Annotated in this window: 17 protein-coding genes; 9 read left to right on the top strand and 8 right to left on the bottom strand. The window is 67.3% G+C overall.

From position 1 onward, the window contains the following. The first annotated feature begins 77 nt into the window (after positions 1–77). Positions 78–746: a hypothetical protein gene (locus VFA16_RS04430; protein WP_324966644.1), complete on the top strand. Its 669-nt coding sequence runs from the start codon at positions 78–80 to the stop codon at positions 744–746. Beyond that, positions 743–1,432, top strand: a complete 690-nt coding sequence (locus VFA16_RS04425) for a hypothetical protein (protein ID WP_324966643.1) — start codon at positions 743–745, stop codon at positions 1,430–1,432. Before VFA16_RS04430 ends, VFA16_RS04425 begins: the two co-directional genes overlap by 4 nt. A gap of 14 nt (positions 1,433–1,446) precedes the next feature. Here the strand turns inward: VFA16_RS04425 and VFA16_RS04420 are convergent, their stop codons facing one another. From VFA16_RS04420 to VFA16_RS04410, 3 genes are read right to left on the bottom strand one after another with little or no spacing between them, the layout of a single operon-like run. Continuing rightward, positions 1,447–1,872 (bottom strand): CoA-binding protein, encoded by a 426-nt coding sequence (locus VFA16_RS04420; protein WP_324966642.1) that lies wholly within the window; start codon positions 1,870–1,872, stop codon positions 1,447–1,449. After that, positions 1,869–2,372 carry an XRE family transcriptional regulator gene (locus VFA16_RS04415; protein WP_324966641.1) on the bottom strand — a complete coding sequence of 168 codons (504 nt, stop codon included), beginning with the start codon at positions 2,370–2,372 and terminating at the stop codon, positions 1,869–1,871. Before VFA16_RS04415 ends, VFA16_RS04420 begins: the two co-directional genes overlap by 4 nt. Further along, positions 2,369–5,317 (bottom strand): MMPL family transporter, encoded by a 2,949-nt coding sequence (locus VFA16_RS04410; protein WP_324966640.1) that lies wholly within the window; start codon positions 5,315–5,317, stop codon positions 2,369–2,371. Before VFA16_RS04410 ends, VFA16_RS04415 begins: the two co-directional genes overlap by 4 nt. 296 nt (positions 5,318–5,613) lie before the next feature. Here VFA16_RS04410 and VFA16_RS04405 point away from each other — a divergent pair, with 296 nt between their 5' ends. Continuing rightward, entirely contained in the window at positions 5,614–6,162 is a 549-nt protein-coding gene (locus VFA16_RS04405) for a hemophore (protein ID WP_324966639.1), read from the top strand. A gap of 22 nt (positions 6,163–6,184) precedes the next feature. On the opposite strand, the gene VFA16_RS04400 is transcribed toward VFA16_RS04405, so the two are convergent. Next, positions 6,185–7,429, bottom strand: coding sequence for a YbhN family protein (locus VFA16_RS04400; RefSeq protein ID WP_324966638.1), 1,245 nt, complete (start codon positions 7,427–7,429; stop codon positions 6,185–6,187). Positions 7,430–7,546: 117 nt separating this feature from the next. Between VFA16_RS04400 and VFA16_RS04395 the strand changes: the two genes are divergently transcribed. Beyond that, entirely contained in the window at positions 7,547–8,719 is a 1,173-nt protein-coding gene (locus VFA16_RS04395) for an AI-2E family transporter (protein ID WP_324966637.1), read from the top strand. On the opposite strand, the gene VFA16_RS04390 is transcribed toward VFA16_RS04395, so the two are convergent. From VFA16_RS04390 to trmB, 3 genes are read right to left on the bottom strand one after another with little or no spacing between them, the layout of a single operon-like run. Then, the gene (locus VFA16_RS04390) at positions 8,720–11,776 is read right to left on the bottom strand and encodes an MMPL family transporter (RefSeq protein ID WP_324966636.1); all 3,057 of its coding nucleotides are present in this window, start codon (positions 11,774–11,776) and stop codon (positions 8,720–8,722) included. A gap of 49 nt (positions 11,777–11,825) precedes the next feature. Then, complete coding sequence (locus VFA16_RS04385; RefSeq protein ID WP_324966635.1) at positions 11,826–12,545, bottom strand: NYN domain-containing protein; 720 nt, start codon at positions 12,543–12,545, stop codon at positions 11,826–11,828. Positions 12,546–12,547: 2 nt separating this feature from the next. Next, on the bottom strand, positions 12,548–13,336 hold the full coding sequence (gene trmB / locus VFA16_RS04380; RefSeq protein ID WP_324966634.1) for a tRNA (guanosine(46)-N7)-methyltransferase TrmB: 789 nt from the start codon (positions 13,334–13,336) through the stop codon (positions 12,548–12,550). Positions 13,337–13,444: 108 nt separating this feature from the next. On the opposite strand from trmB, the gene VFA16_RS04375 reads away from it, so the two are divergent. The 3 genes from VFA16_RS04375 to VFA16_RS04365 all read left to right on the top strand — a co-directional run bounded on the left by VFA16_RS04375 (position 13,445) and on the right by VFA16_RS04365 (position 17,937). Next, a complete protein-coding gene (locus VFA16_RS04375; RefSeq protein ID WP_324966633.1) occupies positions 13,445–14,425 on the top strand; it encodes a hypothetical protein in 981 nt (326 codons plus the stop codon). Beyond that, positions 14,422–15,969, top strand: a complete 1,548-nt coding sequence (locus VFA16_RS04370; RefSeq protein ID WP_324966632.1) for a hypothetical protein — start codon at positions 14,422–14,424, stop codon at positions 15,967–15,969. Before VFA16_RS04375 ends, VFA16_RS04370 begins: the two co-directional genes overlap by 4 nt. Before the next feature lie 144 nt (positions 15,970–16,113). Further along, entirely contained in the window at positions 16,114–17,937 is a 1,824-nt protein-coding gene (locus VFA16_RS04365; RefSeq protein WP_324966631.1) for a phosphoenolpyruvate carboxykinase (GTP), read from the top strand. 48 nt (positions 17,938–17,985) lie between these two features. Here VFA16_RS04365 and soxR read toward each other — a convergent pair whose 3' ends face one another. Then, positions 17,986–18,456: a redox-sensitive transcriptional activator SoxR gene (gene soxR / locus VFA16_RS04360; RefSeq protein WP_324966630.1), complete on the bottom strand. Its 471-nt coding sequence runs from the start codon at positions 18,454–18,456 to the stop codon at positions 17,986–17,988. Positions 18,457–18,513: 57 nt separating this feature from the next. Between soxR and VFA16_RS04355 the strand changes: the two genes are divergently transcribed. Further along, positions 18,514–19,227 (top strand): SDR family oxidoreductase, encoded by a 714-nt coding sequence (locus VFA16_RS04355; RefSeq protein ID WP_324966629.1) that lies wholly within the window; start codon positions 18,514–18,516, stop codon positions 19,225–19,227. Beyond that, on the top strand, positions 19,224–20,276 hold a 1,053-nt coding region (locus tag VFA16_RS04350; protein ID WP_324966628.1), incomplete at its 3' end, for an S-adenosylmethionine:tRNA ribosyltransferase-isomerase. The genes VFA16_RS04355 and VFA16_RS04350, both read left to right, overlap by 4 nt.

Raw genomic sequence — 20,276 nt, 5'->3', positions numbered from 1 at the left:
TCAGGTCGATGCCGGAGTGCAGCGCTTCTACCGTCACCCCGCCATCCTTCCATCACCGGCCGGGTAGCCTCACGGCCATGCCTGATGACGGCAAGCAGACCGGGCCACCAGCGGAGGAGGACGACGCCGCTCCGGCGCCCGACGATGCGGCGGCCGACGATGCGGCGGCCCATGAGCACGACGCCGAGGTATCGGACGGCCGGATCATTACCGCGTACGGCATCGCATCGGCCGTGCTGGGTGCGCTGTCGATCGCGGCGATCACGCTGGGCGCCGTCATCTGGTCGATGCACCGCGACGATGTCGGCGAACGCGCCTACCAAAGCCGAGTCCTGCAAACCGCAGCCGACTGGACGGGCGTGCTGATCAACATGAACACCGACAACATCGACGCCAGCTTGCAGCGGCTGCACGACGGAACCGTCGGTGAGCTCAACGTCGACTTCGACGCGACCGTGCAGCCGTATCGGGAAGTGGTGCAGCGGCTCAAGTCACGCAGCGAGGGCCGGATCGAGGCGGTGGCGATCGAAGCCTTGCACCACGACCCCGACGGCCAACCGAATGCCGGCCCGCCGGCCCCACAGCTGCCTCCAGTCGCCAGCCGCACCGACACCGTCATGGTGGTCGCCACGTCGGTCGCGGAAAGCGTCGGCGGCAAACCGCAGACCGTGCACTGGAACCTGCGACTTGACGTCTCCGATGTGGACGGCAAGCTGCTGATCTCACGGCTGGGGTCGATCCGATGAGAAACCTCTGGCGTGTGTTGGCATTCGACATCGCGGCACCGCTGGGCGCGATCGGCGCGCTGGCGATGATCGGGATCGTGCTGGCCTGGCCGCTGTGGTGGGTGTCGCTGTGCTCCGTGCTGATGCTGCTCATCGTCGAAGGAGTCGTGATCAACTTCCTTCTGGCGCGCCGTGATTCGGTGACCGTCGGTACCGATGACGACGCGCCCGGGCTGCGGCTGGCTGTGGTCGCGGTGTGCGCGACGGCCCTGGTGGCGGCCGTGGTGACCGGCTTCGCGCGCTGGTCCATGCCCGACCGCGACTTCAAGCGCGACTCTCGAGAAGTGGTGCGGATCGCCTCAGGCATGGCGGAGGCGACGGCGACGTTCTCCCCGACCGATCCGGCGGCATCTGTCGACCGGGCCGCGGCGATGATGGTGCCCGAGCACGCGGCCGCATTCAAAGACCAATTCGGCAAGTCCACAAAGGATTTGGCGCAGCGCAATGTGACCGCGCAGGCCTCGACGCTATCGGCCGGGGTCGAGGCGCAGGGACCGTCGGCGGCCAGCGTGGCGGTGGTCCTGCGGGCGATCCAAAACACTCCGGGCCAGCCGCCGAGCCGTGCGGTGCTTGCGCTGCGGGTGACGCTGACCAAGAACAGCGGTCACTGGCAAGTCTTCGACGTATCGCCGATCAATTCCCGCTAGCTGTCGGCTCGCCTTCACCGTCGGCACAGGCGGGCGTGGTCGACCTTCAGGCAACGATCCATCACCACTTGCAGGCCGGCGGCCTCGGCCTCGCGGGCCACTTCCTCATGCCATAGACCCTGCTGCAGCCACAGGATCTTGGGCCGCGGCTGCAGGGCAAGCGTGTCAGCCAATACCGACGGCAGCTCGTCGTAGCGGCGGAACACGTCAACCATGTCGGGGACGACGGGAAGGTCTGCCAGAGTCGGATAGACTGGCGCACCGTTTATTTCGGTGATCGTCGGATTGACCGGATACACCTGGTAGTTCCCGGTCGACACCAGATACGAGTACACGCCGTAACTCGGCCGCCCCGGCTTGTCCGATGCGCCGACCACCGCAATGCTGTGCGTCTGGCGCAGCATCTGTTGCAGCGCGGCGGCATCGGGCTGACCGGTCATGAGTTACCGGCCGGACGCTGCGACCTCACCTTGGCGAACCGGTCGGACAGGCGGCGCATGCGGATCATCAGCGAGGCCGACGGGCTGACCCTGGCGTCGAGGTAGGCGGCGAGCTCGTCGGGCGGTACTCCGATGCGGGACGCGAATTCTTGCTCCCGCAAACCGGACCGCTCGATCAGTAGCCGCACATGGCGGGCCACCTCGGCGCGTTCGTCGGCTTCCAGGTGTGCGCGGGCACGCTCGAGCACCTCGGCCATCGCCTTGGAGATGCCGAACGGCCGCGAGCCCGCGAGGACCTCTTCGACCTGGCGGGCGGTCCGCCCGTACGGGTCACGTTTGAGCGCGACGGCGATCTGCTTCCAGGTGCCGATGTCCCCGCTTTCCAGCGCCGAGCGGATGGCGGCGGTCGGCCAGAACTCGACCGGCCGGTCGGTATACCGCGGCTGGGTGGGGGGCCGACGCGGCATCGGTCCAGGCCGTCGGTCCGCTGCCAACGTCACCTCGCCTCCTCCAGCATCGCTACGGCCACCGACAGGCAGCGCTGCCTGACCTCTTCCCACTCGGCCCGGGCACCCGGGTCCGACAAATGCTCGTCGTCGATGTCGGACGGGTGCGGATCCGCGAGCCGACGAACCAACTGGCTGGCGACCCAGTGTCGCCTAGGTTGTTGACAACAGTAGTACCTGTCCATCCCGGCCAGGACCACAGCAGCGGTTTCCGGCTCCATCGTGTCGACGAGTTCAGCAAACTCGGCGTAGTCGCGGCTGCTGTTGCGGCACATGATCAGGTAGCCCTTCAGACGCAGGGTTTCCGCGCCGGTCGGGATCTGCAGCCGGTCGCCGGTGGGCAATTGGACGTTGGTGGTCTCTACGGGGCTGCGCCGCTCGAAGGTCGGGTCGACCGCATCGGCCTGGGCTTCGAGTGCGTCCAGAGCCACGGAAAGCCGGCCGCGCCACACGGTGACCGGATGTACCGGTCGCGTTGTGGCCCGGCCGGTGCCGTTGCGGTATGGCAAGCCGCCGACGAACTTCTTGGCCGTCGACCCGTTGGCCGCGACGGTGGTGCCCGCCAGGCTGGTGCGGCGCGTGGTGGACTCCTCGCCGCCGTTATCGCGGCCACCGCATCCGGTGAAGGCCAAGGGGTCGGTCACCGAGATCGCGTCCGGAACCAGGCGCTTGAGCCGTGCCGCCGACTTGATCACCACCCGCAGGTCGGCGCTGGGCACCACCGGCGCGGAGATGTCGTCGGGAATCATCACGACGTCGCCGAGGTCGACTTGGGGCAGCGGTTTTTCGAAGTCGACCGACGGCAACACGCGGTGCAGCCAAGCGGGCAGCCACCAGTTCCACTGCTCGAACATCGCCATCAGCGCCGGCACCAGCACCAGCCGCACCACAGTGGCGTCGACGGCGATCGCCACCGCGCATGCCACACCGATTTCGGCGACCAGCGGCATACCGGCGAATGCGAAGCCGATGAACACCGCAATCATGATCAACGCCGCGCTGGTGATCGTGCGCGCACTGGTGCTCACGCCGTAGGCGACGGCGTCGCGGGTATGCCCGGACTGCAGGAAACGTTCCCGGATCCGGGTCAACAGGAAGATCTCGTAATCCATCGACAGGCCGAAGGTCATCGCCAACACCAGGGGCGGCACGGTGCTGTCGATGGAACTGATCCGCTCGAAACCGAGTGTTTCCAGCCAGCCCCACTGGAACACCATCACCAGGCTGCCGTAGGCGGCGGCGACCGACAGCATCGTCATCAGCACGCCCTTGAACGCCAAGAACACCGACTGGATCGAGATCAGCAGCATCACGAAAGCGATCGTCGCCACGAAAACCAGCACCAGCGGCTCGGTTTCGGCCACCCGGTCGTCGAAGTCTTTGATGAGCGCGGTGGGTCCGCCGACATCGACGCGAAGCGAAGCGGCGCCTGGAACGTTGGGCAGATGCGCGCGCATCCAGTCGACGCTGTGCCGTGCGCTCATGTCCTCGGGATCCACCGACAGCACCGCGTTGAGCAGTGCGCTGCTGTTGTCGTCGGCAAACACCGGCGGTGTCACCGACACAATGTCGGGAGCGCTCGCCAGCTCGTGGCCGATCGCGGCGAGCGTGTCCTTGTGCTCGGGTGCGGATGCATCGGCGTCCGGGAAAGTGACCAGCACCTGCACCGGACCCAGCGCGCCGGGTCCGAGCGCTTGGGCCGCCGCCGCCACCCCCGAGCGGATCTCGTGCGTCGAGTCGAACTGGCGCAGCAGGCTATTGCCCAGCACCATCGACAACGACGGTGCCGCCATCGCGATGAGGACCGCCGCCGCGGCCAAGGCCGACGCCCACGGGCGGCGCATGACCCAGCCGATCCAGCGGGTCCAGAACCGCGACTGGGTGGACTCAGGCCGCCGCGACCAGTGCAGCACCGCCGACCGCTTGGCGGCGGCGCGGCCGAAGGTCGCCAGCACCGCCGGTGTCATCGTGGCCGACGTCAGCATCGCGACCGTGACAGCGAGAATCGCGCCAGTAGCCATCGACGCCAGCGCCGGGGTGCCGATCAGGTAAATCCCGGTCAGCGACGCGACGACGGTCATGCCGGACAACACCACCGCCAGCCCCGAGGTGCCCATCGCCGCATCGACCGCTTCCTGCGGCTGGCGGCCGGCGCGCAGCTCCTCCCGGAAGCGCATCAGGATGAACAGCGAGTAGTCGACGGCCAGCGCGATGCCGAACATCGACACCGTGGACGTGACGAACACCGACATCGTGGTGTACGCCGACAGCAGGTAAACCAGGCCCATGGTGATCGCGACGGTGCAGACGCCCAGCGCCAGCGGGATCGCCGCCGCGGCCAGCGAACCGAACACCGCGAGCAAGACGATCAGGATGATCGGCAGGTTCCACCGCTCCGCCGCGGCGATGTCGTGTTTGGTGTTTCCCGCCGCGGCCGTGCTGAGCGCGCCCTGACCGATCACATACAGCCTGACCCGGCCGTTGTTGACACTGCCCGCTTTCTCGCCGTGGACGCCCACCTTTTCCCGCAGCTTCTTGGCGACATCACTGGCCCCGCTGTTGTTGAAGTCCAGGCGCAGCGACACCACATATGGTCGGTCCGGCTGCGGGGCCGGCTGGCGCGGGTCGGTCACCACCGACACACTGGGAACCTCGCCGGCGACCCGGTTGAGCAGCGCGACGGCGTCGTTCATGTCCGCGTAGGTGGCATCGGCGCGGGGGGCTGCCACCAGGGCTAGCGGGGACGCGCCCTGGTCGGGGTAATGGTCCTCGAGCTGGTCATGGACAAGCAGCGACTGTGACCCCGACACTTCGAAACCGCCGCCGGTCAAATGACCCGACTGGGTCATCGTCAAATAGATCGCGGGAATTAATGCCAGCAGCCAACCTGTGAACACAAGCCAGCGGTATCTGCGCAGGTTGCTGCTCAGACGCATCATGAACTGCTGGATTTCTTTCCCCGCCTTCTACCCCGTCGCGTGGACGCGAGCCTACCCCAGCATGCTGTAACGTAACTCGACTTAGCGGCTCTGAGCTGCGGTGACTCCAAATCGTGATGTCTTGATGCGGCGAGCGGCAAGCCGGGCCGTGAGCAGGTTCTCAGGGCCTGTAATTGGCGGGGTCGTCGCAGTAGATGGCACGATGTCAGGTGGCCGTCACTGGGTCGCGCCAAAGACCCTGGGCCTCAGCCCGTTTGCGAGACGTGTGGATATTCGCAAACCGTAAGGAGTTGTCCATGAAACCGACTGCCGCGACCGTGCGTCACGGGCTTTTCGGAGTGTTGACCGCCGCGGCGTTGGGTGGCGTCGCCACCGCTCTGCTGGGTGCGCCCTCGGCGACCGGTGCACAGGATCCGTGCGCAGCAAGCGAGATGGCCAGGACGGTCGGCTCGGTCGCCAAGTCGGCAGGCGACTACCTGGACTCCCACCCAGAGACCAACCAGGCGATGACCTCGATCTTGCAGCAGCCGGCGGGACCCCAGTCGGTCACCTCGCTGAAGAGCTATTTTGAAGCCAATCCCAAGGTGGCCAGCGACCTGCAGACGATCTCGCAGCCGCTGACCGGGCTGGGAACCAAGTGCAAGCTGCCGATCACGATTCCGCAGATGCTCGGCCTCATGCAGGGCGCCCAGGGTGGGCTTCCAGGTGGTCTACCGGGTGGCATCCCGCCGGCTCAGCCGGTTGCCGGAACGCCCGGCGGTGCGCCGGCCGCGCCAGCGGCCCCGCCGCCCGGGACCGGACCCCAGCCCGGTCCGGCCGCATCGCCGATAACCGCTGTCAGGTAGTCGCACCCGTCAGCGGCGTCCATCAGGAGCTGCCGAGCGGATTACGTGGAGTGTTCCGCCGGTCGGCGGATGGTCGCTCCGGATTGGCCGGCCGCAGCGGGCCCTGCAACGCGGCGTCGGCCGGATTCGTGTGCGGCAACTCGACTGGACTCTTCGATTCGGTGCCCGGTCGTGGTGCAGGCGACTCCGACGCGACGGCGTCGGTGCTGGCATTGACGGTGTCGGGCTCGGCCGTGTTTTCGGTGCGGAACATGAAGAAGAACACCACCCACCCGATGGCGGCGATGAACAACCAGCTGATCGCCCGGTAGATCAGCATGGCCGAAATGGCGCCCGGCAGCGACATGCCGCTCGATACCAGCCCAGGCACCAGCACCGCTTCGACGACCAGCAGACCGCCCGGCATCAGGGGGATCGTTCCCACCGCACGCGCCGCCGCGCAGGCGACCGTCAAACCCGCCAGCGACGCTGTACCCCCAGTGGCATAAACGGCACAGCCGAGGCAAGCGACATCCGTGATCCGGTTGAGGAGCGACCAACTGAACGCCACCGTCAAGTCGCGGCGGCCCAGACTGACCGATTCCAGTTGCGTCAGAATCTCGTGCCACTTCTCCACGCCCGTGTCGGCCGGTTTGCCGCGAATCGAGTTCACCCACGACAGAACGCGAAGCCCGATCCCGTCGATCAGCTCCGGCCGCGATGCCACTGCCTGCGCCAGCAGCAACAACGCAAGGAAACCGCCAAGCGTGAAAAGCAACGAAAACGGGTTGTTCTTCGCGCCCAGCAAGAACGCCCCGCCCAGACCGAGCAGCGCCAAACCGACCGCCTGCAGCACGCCCGCCATCACCAGCTGCCAGGACGCCACCAGCGTCGACGCACCCCAAAGGCGTTGCTGTCGTAGCAGAAATGTCGCCGCGAGCACCGGCCCGCCCGGCAGTGTGGTGCTCAACGAGTTGGCCGCGTAGTAGGCGGCTTCAGAGCGCAGTTGTTTGACTTGTACCCCGGCAGATCTCAGCAGCGTGCGCTGTATCTGCGCGAAGCTGTGCATCGATGCGATCGCCGCCAGCACGGCCGCGGCCAACCACCACCACTTTGCCGACAACAGCGTCGTCCAGGCCTTGGCCAACTGATCCCACACCAGCGCCACCTCGACCGCGAGCACGATCGCCACGACGGCCAGAACCACCCAGCGCACCCACCAGTACTTGCCGCGGGAAGGTTCTTCCTGCTGAGGACGAAGGGGCCCGGCCGGTGCGTCATACGGCACTGCTTCAGGGTAGCGGTGCAGATCGCGTCGTCAGCGTCGCGCGGCTTCGCCGGGGTGTCGGCCCGCCGCGCAGGTGATCGGCCGTTTCAGCGCGGCCAGGCCCGATACGCTACCGGAATGTCTGTCCTGGAAGACGAATCCGTCCACCCGCTTGTGCGGAAGGCGGCCGCATGGTCATGGCGGCTGTTGGTGCTGTTCGCCGCCCTGGTGGCGGTGCTCTTGGTGATGAAGCGGCTGGAGGTGGTCGTCGTTCCGCTGGCGCTGGCGTTGATTCTCTCGGCACTGCTGTTGCCCGGAGTCGACTGGCTGGACCGGCACGGGGTACACCGCGGCCTCGCGGTGTTCCTGCTGTTGCTGACCGGATTCGCCGCGATCGGCGGAGTTCTGGCTTTCGTCGTCACCCAGTTCATCGATGGTCTGCCGGCGCTGGTCACCCAGGTGACGCGGTTGATCGACTCGACCCGTAAGTGGCTCGTCGAAGGCCCGATCCACATGAGCCGGGACCAGGTCAACAACATCGGCAACACCGTGACCGACATGATGCAGAGAAATCAGTCCAAGCTGACCAGCGGCGCGCTGTCGACGGCGACCACCATCACCGAGATCGTCACCGGCGCGTTCGTCGTGCTGTTCACGTTGATCTTCTTCCTGTACGGCGGCCGCAACATCTGGCAGTTCGTGGTCAGGATCTTCCCGAGCGAGGTCCGCGACAAGGTCCACAAAGCCGGCATAGCCGGGTTCCAGTCGTTGATCGGCTACGTGCGGGCGACGTTCCTGGTGGCGCTGGTCGACGCAGCCGGTGTCGGTACCGGTCTGGCGATCATGAGTGTGCCGCTGGCTTTGCCGCTCGCCTCGCTGGTGTTTCTCGGCGCGTTCATCCCGTTGGTCGGTGCGGTAGTGAGTGGATTAGTGGCGGTGATAGTGGCGCTGATCGCCAAGGGATGGATTTATGCCTTGATCACGCTGGGGGTGATCATCGGGGTCAACCAGTTGGAGGGGCATGTGCTGCAGCCGCTGGTCATGGGCCGCGCGGTATCGATCCATCCGTTGGGTGTGGTGGTGGGTATTTCGACCGGCGGGATCCTCGCGGGCATCGTCGGCGCGTTGCTGGCCGTCCCGACAATCGCCTTCGTCGACCGTGCGGTGCGGGCGCTGATGGCATCCGGTCCCGCCCCCGAGGTCGAGGCGACAGCCGACAGCGGCCCGACGCTCGTCCATGCCGAACCGGATAGCGTCGAATCAAGCTCGGCGCCACACGGTGGCGAGTCCGAGGAGCGTAGCGAGGACTAGTTAGAACCGGCCTTCGCGGCGCAGCAGATCCTGGGCGCTGACGCTGCCGCGCTGACGGGGCTGGTCGCCGCTGTTGCCTCGCTGGCCGCGCGAGTTGAGCTTCTCGGTAGCCACGTCGGAGTCGCTTTCCTCCGATGGCGCGGTCGGGATCGCGGTGGTGGCGTCGGCGTCGCTGGCTGGCGGGTCGGAACGATCGTCCTGAACGGGGAGGGCGCGGGTCTGCTCAGCCGACGGTTTGGGTGGCGCGGCCTTGCCCGCGCCCGGTACGTCGCCTTGAGGGTCAGCTCGCCGTGTGCGCGCGGGTGGGCGCTCCTCAGGTTCACGTCGTGTCTGCGTATCCCGCTCACGTGGGCGCGGCGGCGCTGGCGGCAGGTCGCGGTCGTGGGGCGGCCGTTCGCGGGGCACGTCGAGGCCATCGCGCAATTCGCTTAGCCACGACTCGATTTCGCGGTCGTGCGGCGGGACCGGCTTCTGCGGATGCCGGTTGGTCGGCGCCGCGTTCGTGCTCTTGGGTGTGGTCAAGCGGGTCGTCGGCGGCTCTGCGGGTTCCCCACCGCCAGCGGGCATCCGGGTGGTGCTGGCGCCGGAGGGGGTGGGCTGTGCGGGTGGCCGGGACGGGGGTCGGCTGGCCGCGCGCGGACGCGACGGCCCCTCCACGCCGGGATGGGTGGGATCGTGTGGCGGACGCGGCCGGCCAGCTGCGGCCGGTTGCGGCTCGGCCGGAGGACGCCCAGCCCGGCCGCGCGGTGCTGGTCGTTTGCGTTCGTCGGGCAGGTGAATCTCGCCCAGCCCGATGCGGTTCTGCAGGCGCTTCATCCACACCGGCGCCCACCAGCAGTCGTCGCCAAGCAGTTTCATCACCGACGGCACCAGGAACATCCGCACCACGGTGGCGTCGAGCAACAGCGCCGCCATCAACCCGAACGCCAGGTACTTCATCATCACCAGGTCGGAGAACACGAACGAGCCGGCGACCACCGCGAGCACCGCCGCCGCCGCGGTGATGATGCGACCGGTGGTCGCTGTGCCGATCCGGATCGCTTCGGCGGTGGACATGCCGCGTTCCCTGGCCTCGACCATTCGGGAGACCAGGAACACCTCATAGTCCGTCGACAAACCGAAGACGACCGCGATGATCAGGCCGATAACCGGCGCGGTGAGCGGTGTCGGCGTGAAATTCAGCCACTTAGAGAAGTGACCGTCGACGAAGATCCACGTCAAGATGCCCATCGTCGAGCCGAGTGTCAGCGCGCTCATCACCGTTGCCTTGAGCGGCAGCACCACCGAGCCGAAAGCCAGGAACATCAGCAGCGTGGTGGTGGTCAGCAGGATTACCAGCATCAGCGGCATCTTGCCGAAAATGCCGTGGATGCTGTCCTGCACCAGGGCCTGGGTGCCGCCGACCATGACGTTGAGGCCCTTGGGCGGGGTGATCGCCCGCAGATCCGGGATCTTCTTCTTTGCGTCGTTGGAGTTGACCAGCCCGTTCTGGATGACCCGGACCGTGTCATCCTTGGGATGAGTGGTCCCGTTGGGGCCGGCGACGCACGGATTGCCCTCAATGTTCGGGCAGGGACGCTCTTCCCACGTCTTCGCGGTGAACCCGCTGACCGGCGCCTTGCTGCGGATGTCGGCCACCTGCTGGTCGGTCACCTTGGTGTGGTTGGTGCTTTGGATGACCAGGGTCAGCTGCTCGGTGCGGTAGCCGGGAAACAGCTTGTCGAAGTGCTCCTGGGCTTGGCGCACCGGATTGCTGGGCGGCAGGTACTTCTCGCTGAAGCCGCCGAGCTCCAGCTTGAACAGCGGCATGATCAGCAAGATCATCGCTACCACGATCGGAAGGGCGAACACCAACGGCCGCTTCATCACCCGGTTGACCAGCTTGCCCCAGAACTCGTGCTCGACCTCTTCACGGGTCTTGGTCTTTTGCAGCAGGTCTGCCAGCCAGTTCAAATACGCCCGGGATACCTTCCAATTAGCCAGGAACGGAACGCGGAACAGCGTGCGTACACCCAGCGCGTCGACGTGGCGGCCCAGGATGCCGAGCACCGCCGGCAGGATCGTGATCGACAGAATCGCCGAGAGCATGACCGAGGCGATGACGGCGTACGTCAACGACTTCAGGAAACCCTGCGGGAACACCAGCATGCTGGCCGCTGAGACGGCGATCAGTACCGCCGAGAACATCACGGTGCGCCCAGCCGTCATCATCGTGCGCCGAACCGCGACCTCGTTGTCGTAGCCCTCGGCGATCTCCTCACGGAACCGGCTCACGACGAACAACCCGTAATCGACGGCGATGCCGAGGCCGACCATGGTTACGACCGGTTGGGCGAAGAAATGCACCGGTCCGAAGAGCGCGATGAAGCGCATGATGCCCAGTGCCCCGGCGATGGCCAGACCGCCGACGATCGCCGGCAGGCAGGCGGCGACCACCCCACCGAAAACCAGGAACAACACCACTGCCACCAAGGGCAGCGCCAGAACTTCCATGCGCCGTTGGTCGGTTTCGATGGTGCCGGTCAGGGCACTGGCCACCGGCTCGAGTCCGGCGAGTTCAACTTTGCCGCCGTCGAGCTTTTGCAAATCGGGCGCAATTTTCTTGTAGTTGTTGAGGATGGTGTCGTCGTCGTCGCCCTTGAGCGGGATCGACACGAAGGTGTGCTGTTTGTCCTCGGTCGCCATGCCCTTGACCACCGGGTCGGTGGTGTTGGGGGCGGCCAGGTAACCCACCCAGCCGAGAACCTGTTTGGGATGGTCGGCTTTGAACTTGTTGAGCTGGTCCTTGATCTGTTTGGACCAGGCTGGGTCATCGACCGTTTTCCCGGGTGGTGCGGGGAACGTCGCCACGATGTGGCTGGTGCGGTCGCGTCCATAGACCTGGTCGCCCAGCACCGATGCCTTGACCGACTGGCTGCTGTCGTCGTAGAAACCGCTCTGCGTGACATGCTTGCCGAGCGTCAGCCCGAAGATGCCGCCGCCGAGGCAAAGCGCCACCATGACCCCGATTACGATGAACCGGTAGCGGTAGACCATTCGGCCCCACCAGGCGAACACGTAATCTCCTTACTGAATCTGTGACGACCCGCGCAGTGGTCTTGAGTTTTTACACACGCGAGGCCAGTAGCGAGGACAGCGGCCGGAACGGCTGCAGCCACGCTCCTTCTTCAGGCAGCGAATCCAAGCCGATCCGCGGCAGCGGCTCGCGGAAAACGCCCGCAATGTCCTCCAGGTCGACGAATTCCAAGCTATCCGACGCTAGCGCCCAACTCGCATGTTCGCGAAATCCGAGCACCTGGACGGGTACCCCGCCGCGCGCAATGTCTTCCAGCGGTTGCCGGAACGCCTGACCATCGGCGGAGGCCACCACCAGCGCGGCAAGACCCTCATTGCACCGTAGCGCGATGTGCCGCAGCATGTCGCCGTCGACGTCGCTGTCGTCGTCGATCTTCGGCTTCGCGAAGACGGCGAAGCCCACGTTACGCAACGCGTCCACCCATGGCCGCACGACCTCGGCGCTGCCCGCGGCAATGTTGGTGAAGACCGTGGCCTCGGGTTCGACCGGCACGTCAGGGCGGTCGGCAGCCAGTTCGGCGGTGCGAGCGAGCAGCCAGCGGCCCAGCGCGTCGAAACGCGGGCGCTCCAGCGCCGTCGGGCGCCGGCCCAGGATGGAGCCAAGGCCCATGTCGAGGTTTGGGGCGTCCCAGACCAGCAACACACGGTGGACCGGTTGCGCGAACCCGCCAACCCCGTTTCCGTAGGACTCGGCCGACGACGCCGGGGGCGGGAAGGGTTCGGGTGTGTGCGTTTCTTCTGTCAGGCTCATGGTTAGCGTCTTTCCCAGAGCAACTCAGTGACTGCACTGCCCTCGTGGCGGGCTTTCGTTTCATATTTAGTTGTCGGGCGGTCTACCGAGATGGCCAGCCGCCGGCTGCGTGGATCGACCCTAGCTAGCCGCGGCTCGCCGTCACCCGCCTCGGCGATGTGCTCGGCGTAGCCGGCGTGGTCGGTCGCCACATGCAGCACACCGTCGCGCCGCAGCCGGTCGGCGATCAGTGCGAACGTGGCAGGCTGCAGCAGCCGGCGCTTCTGGTGGCGGGCCTTGGGCCACGGGTCGGGAAAGAAAACGCGAACCCCAGCCAGCGAACCCGGCGCGATCAAGTGTTCGAGCACGTCGACGGCGTCGCCGCGGATCAGCCGGATATTGTCGACCCCTGCCCGCGCGACGGCACAGAGCAGCTGCGCCAGCCCGCGTCGGTACACATCCACCGCGATGACATCGACGTCCGGCTCGGCGTGCGCCATCGCCAGCGTGGAAGTGCCTGTGCCGCAGCCGATTTCGAGTACCACCGGCGCCTCGCGGCCAAACCAGGCAGCGCTGTCGACGGGGCTGGCGTCAACGGCCGGGGTCTGGTGGCCGCCGGAGTGTGGGGCGTCGAGACCGTACACCGGCCACAGCCGCTCCCAGGTCTGCTGCTGGGCGCTGGAAAGCGCGGAACGCCGGGACCGAAAGCTGGTGACCCGTGGATAGCGCGGCGCAGACACGTCGGTGTCGGGCAGCTTCGCCGATGTTGCTGCTGCCCCGCGCTGCGCATGCACCCGTCCATCGTGGCCCATGAACCCATGGTGCAGCCGCCCTGTGGTGCAGATTGATACCCAACAGTTGCCTACGGCTGCTATGGCGTGGCTCGCGTCACGGCGGCGCAGATGCCACCATTCGATGGCATGAGCGACCACGGGCACCAGTTCTTCGTCGATGAGCTGGCACGATTCGCGGACGAGGTCGACGATCCTGCGCTGAGGGAGATCGCGCGGCACATCGCGGCGCCGCTGCGCGTGGCGGTCCACGGCCGGCGTGGGGTCGGCCGCAGCACGGTCGCGCGGGCGTTGGCCGGCCGGGGTGTGCACGTCACCACATCGGATGCCGACGTCGACGTGTCCGTCGTCGCTGAGGTGGTCAAACCCGAGGACCGCGACGCCATCGCGGCGGCGCAACATCCGGTGGTGGGGGTGCTGACCAAGGCGGATCTGACCGGACCGATCGGCGCGGCACGCGACCACTCCGCGCACCTTTCCGCACTCACCGGGGTCCCGGTGGAGCCGATGGTCGGGCTACTTGCTGTCGCTGCGACCGAGCTGGACGACACGCTGTGGGCGGCGCTGCAGCTGGTGGCCGCTGAGCCCGCCGACTTGAGCTCGGCAGCGGCGTTTCTGGCTGGCTCGCATCTGCTGCCGCGCGCTACCCGGCAGCGGCTGTTGGAGACGCTCGACATGTTGGGGATCACGCTGGGGGTCGCGGCGGCGCGGCAGGGGAGATCCCGTGCGCAGCTGCGTGCCCTGCTGCGCCGTGCCAGCCGCGTTGACTCCGTAATCGGGCGGATCAGCGCGGCCGGCGCCGAGGTGCGCTACCGGCGCATCCTCGACGCGCTCGACGACCTGCAGACACTGGCGGTCAGCGACCAGCGGATCAGCGGCTTCTTGTCCAGCGACGACACGGTGATCGCCCGGATGGCCGCCGCGGTTGACGTCGTCGAAGCCGTCGGGCTGCCTGTCGACCCGGGTGAGGGGCAGGCCGCTCATCTGCGGCGAGCCGTGACGTGGCAGCGCTACAGCCGCGGACCGGTGTCGGCCGTGCAGCGCAGTTGCGGCGCGGACATCGCTCGGGGGTCGCTGCGGCTGTGGTCGCGGGCCGGGGGAGCGCCGTGATCGAGACCGATCGCAACGATCCCGCCGCTGAGGTCGACGCACTGGTCGCCGCGATTGGGCCCCGGTTGGCATCGCCGAGCGTGCAGCGCCGCGATGCGGTGCTGGTGATGGGTCCGTGGCTGGCAGGCGTCAGCGCTGTAGCGTCGGCGCTGCGCGAACGGCTGCCCGAGCACACCTTCATCGAATCGGCCGACCTCGCGCCGGGCGAGGCACCGATGGCGGTGGTGTTTGTGGTCTCTGCGGCGGCCGCGTTGACCGACTCCGACTGTGCGCTGCTCGACGCGGCGGCCACCGACACCGACGTGGTGGTCTGCGCGGTGTCGAAGATCGACGTGCACCACAAGTGGCGCGACATGCTGGTCATCGACCGTGACCTACTGGCCGCCCATGCGCCGCGCTACTGCAACGTGACATGGGTCGGGGTGGCTGCGGCACCCCAGACCGGCGAGCCACGCGTCGACGATCTGGTCGCCCAAGTCCAGAAACAACTCGCCGATCCCGATGTTGCCCGACGAAACCGGTTGCGCGCGTGGGAGTCTCGTGTGCAGATGATCTCCCGCAGGTATGAACGCGACGCCGAAGGCGCCGGCCGCCAGGCGCGGGTGGCCGCGTTACGTGACGAGCGCAGCGCGGTTCTGCGGCAGCGCCGGCTGTCAAAATCCGAGCGCACGATCGCGCTGCGCAGCCAGATCCAGCAAGCGCGCGTTCAACTGTCCTACTTCGCCCGCAACCGCTGTGCCTCGCTGCGCAGCGAGCTGCAGGAGGACGCGGCCGGGTTGACCCGGCGCAAGCTGGGGGGCTTCGAACCCTATGCCCGTGGCCGGGTCAGCGATGTTGTGGCCGAGGTGAGCGACGGCAGCAGCCAGCACCTGGCCGACATGGCTCAGAGCCTGGGTCTGTCCGTCGAGCTGCCGGCTGCTCCGGAGCCGCCGGCGGTCGAGGTGCCGGCGCCGCCGCTGAAATCCCGGCGGCTGGAGACCCGGCTGATGATGGCGCTGGGCGCCGGTTTCGGTTTGGGGGTGGCGCTGACGCTGAGCCGCCTGCTGGCGAACCTGGCACCCGGGCTGACGGCGGCCGGGATCGTCGCCTGTGTGGCGATCGGCCTCGCGGTCACGGTGTGGGTGGTCGGGACTCGGGGATTGCTGCACGACCGCGCGGTGCTCGACCGCTGGGTCGGTGAGGCCACCGCGTCGCTGCGATCGGCGGTCGAGCAGCTGGTTGCCACGCGGGTGCTGGCCGCCGAGACCGTGCTGAGCGCCGCGGTGGGTGAGCAAGACGAACGCGAGCACGCCCGGGTCGCGGCCCGGGTGAAAGCGATCGACAGCGAACTGCGCGAGCACGCCGTGGCCACGGCGAGGGCCACCGCGGTGCGTGACCGCGAGATGCCGACGGTGCAGGCCGCGCTGGCAGCGGTGCGACGGGAATTGGGCGAATCGGGCGAGGCAGAAAGTGGCGATCCTGCCGTCGACAACCAAACGGCGCCGCTGACCGGCGCCACCACCAGCGCAGACGATTCGGCCGAGCTCGAGGAGAACGGCGAGTGACGCTCATCTGAATCGTTCCTGTGAGTGAGCTGATACACGCCCGAGCCATCCTGGATAAGTCGCCCGCGATAACCTGTATTTAGAGCCACAGCGAATGCCAGGGACGAGACACGTCCGAGATTGATACGTACGCAGGAGAAGCTAATGACCTCAGCGACCGTTCCCGGTCTCGATACCGCGCCGACGAAACATCAGGGTCTGCTGGCCTGGGTGGAGGAGGTCGCCGAGCTGACCCAGCCGGACCGGGTGGTCTTTGCTGACGGCTCCGACGAGGAATGGCAGCGGCTCTGCGATCACCTGGTCGAGGCGGGCACCTTCAAGAAGCTGAACGAGAAGAAGCGCCCCAACTCCTACCTGGCGCTGTCCGACCCGTCGGACGTGGCACGAGTCGAATCGCGCACCTTCATCTGCTCGGAGCGCAAGGAAGACGCTGGGCCAACCAACAACTGGATGGACCCCGCGGAGATGCGGGCGACCATGACCGAGCTCTACCGCGGCTGTATGCGCGGCCGCACCATGTGGGTGGTGCCGTTCTGCATGGGCCCGCTCGGCGCCGACGACCCCAAGCTGGGCGTCGAGATCACCGACTCCGAGTACGTCGTCGTCTCGATGAAGGTGATGACCCGGATGGGCAAGGCTGCCCTGGAGAAGATGGGTGACGACGGCTTCTTCGTCAAGGCGCTGCATTCGGTCGGGGCGCCACTGGAGCCCGGCCAAAAAGACGTGCCGTGGCCGTGCAACGACACCAAGTACATCACCCACTTCCCGGAGACCCGCGAAATCTGGAGCTACGGCTCGGGCTACGGCGGCAACGCGCTGTTGGGCAAGAAGTGCTACTCGCTGCGCATCGCGTCGGTGATGGCCCGCGACGAGGGCTGGCTGGCCGAGCACATGCTGATCCTCAAGCTGATCTCGCCGGAAAATAAGGCCTACTACTTCGCCGCGGCGTTCCCGTCCGCCTGTGGCAAGACGAACCTGGCGATGATCCAGCCGACCATCCCGGGGTGGCGCGCCGAAACACTCGGCGACGACATCGCCTGGATGCGGTTCGGCAAGGACGGCCGGCTCTACGCGGTCAACCCGGAGTTCGGTTTCTTCGGCGTCGCGCCGGGCACCAACTGGAAATCCAACCCCAACGCAATGCGTACCATCGCCGCCGGCAACACGGTGTTCACCAATGTCGCGCTCACCGACGACCGCGACGTGTGGTGGGAGGGCCTCGAAGGTGAGCCGGATCACCTGATCGACTGGAAGGGCAACGACTGGGTTATCCGCGAGACCGAAACCAAAGCCGCTCATCCGAACTCGCGTTACTGCACCCCGATGTCGCAGTGCCCGATCCTGGCGCCGGAGTGGGACGACCCGCAGGGCGTGCCGATCTCCGGCATCCTGTTCGGCGCCCGCCGCAAGACCACGGTTCCGCTGGTGACCGAGGCCCGCGACTGGCAGCACGGGGTGTTCATGGGAGCCACCATGGGTAGCGAGCAGACCGCCGCCGCCGAGGGCAAGGTCGGCACCGTGCGCCGCGACCCGATGGCGATGCTGCCGTTCCTGGGCTATCACGTCGGCGACTACTTCCAGCACTGGCTAGATCTCGGCAAGAACCATGACGAGTCCAAGCTGCCGAAGGTCTTCTTCGTCAACTGGTTCCGCCGCGGCGACGACGGCAAGTTCTTGTGGCCGGGCTTCGGGGAGAACAGCCGGGTGCTCAAGTGGATCGTCGACCGCATCGAGCACAAGGCGGGCGGACAGGACACCCCGATCGGCGTCGTGCCCGGCGTCGACGACCTCGACTTGAACGGCCTCGACGTCGACGCCGACGATGTGGCGAAGGCGCTGTCTGTCGACCCCGCCGAATGGCGCAAGGAACTGCCGATGATCGAGGAGTGGTTCGAGTTCGTCGGCGAAAAGCTGCCCACCGGCGTCAAAGACGAGTTCGAGGCGCTCAAGCAGCGACTCGCCGAGTAACCGCGAGCAGACGTAAAAGCTCCCGCACGCACTGCGTGTCGGGAGCTTTTACGTCTCCTCGGCGGGTATCCGCCGCACCGATTTCGGCAAGTAGACCGCACCCGGTCCCGAGCTCGCAGCGGTGTCGGCGGGATTGGAGATCGCGCACCGTTTCAGCGACAGACAGCCGCACCCTATGCAGGAGTCCAAATTGTCGCGAAGCGCCATCAGGCCTGCGATCTGGTCGTCGAGGCGGGTCCGCCAATCCTTGGACAACCGGTTCCAGTCGGCGCGAGTCGGCGTTCGCCCGTCCGGCAGCTTCGCCAGCGCGGCAGCGACCTCGTCGAGGCTGAGCCCGACATTGCGGGCGGCACGAATAAAGGCCAAGCGACGCAACATGTTTCGTTCGAATCGGCGCTGCCCGCCGGAAGTCCTTGACGCGGTGATCAACCCGGCGTTCTCGTAGAACCGGATTGCCGAAGCCGTAAACCCGCTGCGCTCGGCGATCTCGCCGACGGTCAGCAAATCCCGACTGTCCATGTGACCTGCCTCACTCCACATTGACCTAAAGTTTACTTTAACTACCAGTATGCCAGTATGACGCAAAATGAAAACACCCGACCCGTTGCCATCGTTACCGGCGCCGCCCGCGGCTTCGGGCAAGCGCTGACCGCGGCCTTGCTGGACCGCGGCTGGATCGTTGTGGGCGACGCCCGCCGCGGCGACGAACTAAAAGCACTTGCGCGACAGCTGAGCTCGTCGCAGTTCATCCCGCTGACCGGTGATGTCACCGACGCTTCGCATCGCGCCGCACTGCTTGCCGCGGCGGTCGACGCCGGACCGCTCACGCTGCTGGTGAACAATGCCAGCCGGCTGGGCCCCAGTCCGCAGCCTGCTCTGGCCGACTACCGGGCCAGCGAACTGCGAGCGGTCTACGACACCAACGTCTTCGCCCCGCTGGCCCTGATTCAGGCGGCGCTGCCGGCACTGACCGCCAACGACGGCGCGATCTTCAACCTGACGTCCGATGCGGCCGTCGAGCCATACCCGGGCTGGGGCGGGTACGGATCGTCGAAGGCTGCGCTCGACCAACTCTCGGCCATCCTGGCCGCCGAGATGCCCGACGTGCCGGTCTATGCCTTCGACCCCGGCGACATGCGCACCGAGATGCATCAGGCCGCATTCCCCGGCGAGGACATCTCGGATCGCGCCGAGCCGGCATCGGTCGTGCCGGCCCTGCTGCGGCTGCTCGACACCCGGCCCACGCCCGGGCGCTACCGCGCCGCTGACCTCGCGGTGGCCGGCGCATGAGCCCCGCCAGCCCGCGGACCCGGTTTCAGCGCCCGCCGGGCTCCGATGCCACCGAGCCGCCTGAAGCGCGCGGCGTCGCCCGCGACGCGGTCAAGCTGCTGGTCGCGCAACCGAGCGGCATCAGCCACGCCCGCTTCGCCGACCTGGGCGACTTCCTGCGCCCCGGCGACCTGCTGGTGGTGAACAATTCGGCCACGCTGCCGGCCGCCGTCGACGGCCGCCGCGCCGGGCAACCGGTCACCGTCCACTTCTCCACCGCGCGTAGCAACAACGTCTGGGTGGTCGAAGTGCGGCCGGCGGGAACCGCCACCGCGCATCTGCCCGACATCCGGCCCGGCGAGCGCATCGAGCTGCCCGACGGCGCCGCACTGGTCGTCCGCTCCTCCTACCCGGTCGCGGGCGTCGAGGGGGCACGGTTGTGGACGGCGCGCGTGGTGGTCGAAGGCCCAGAAGGCGGGGTCGCGTCGTACCTGGCCCGGCACGGCCGACCGATCCGCTACGCCTATGTGCCGCGGCGATGGCCGCTGCGCTATTACCAAACCGTCTTCGCCCGGCAGCCCGGCAGCGCTGAAATGCCGAGCGCCGCTCGACCCTTCAGCACTGATCTGGTCACCACGTTGGTGGCATCCGGTGTTGTCATCGCGCCGATCACCCTGCACGCCGGGGTGTCGTCAGCAGAGCCGGGCGAGCCGCCGGCGCCCGAGCCGTTCGAGGTGCCGGCGACCACCGCGCAGCTGGTGAACCTGGCGCACGCCTTGGGCCACCGGGTAATCGCCGTCGGCACCACGGTGACCCGGGCTCTCGAATCCGCCGCACGCCCCGACGGCACCGTTGTGCCGGCGGCGGGCTGGACTGAACTGGTCCTCGGGCCGGATTACCCGGCTCGTGTGGTCGACGGCCTGATCACCGGATGGCACGACGCCGGCGCCTCGCACCTGTTGCTGCTGGAAGCCGTCGCTGGCCCGGAGTTGGTCGGGGCGGCATACCGAGAAGCCGTCGAGCACGGCTATCTCTGGCACGAGTTCGGAGACAGCGCCCTCTTGCTGCCG

It is taken from the genome of Mycobacterium sp., from assembly GCF_035653355.1.
Taxonomy (GTDB): Bacteria; Actinomycetota; Actinomycetes; order Mycobacteriales; family Mycobacteriaceae; genus Mycobacterium.
This window is presented reverse-complemented; position numbering and strand designations above follow the sequence as displayed.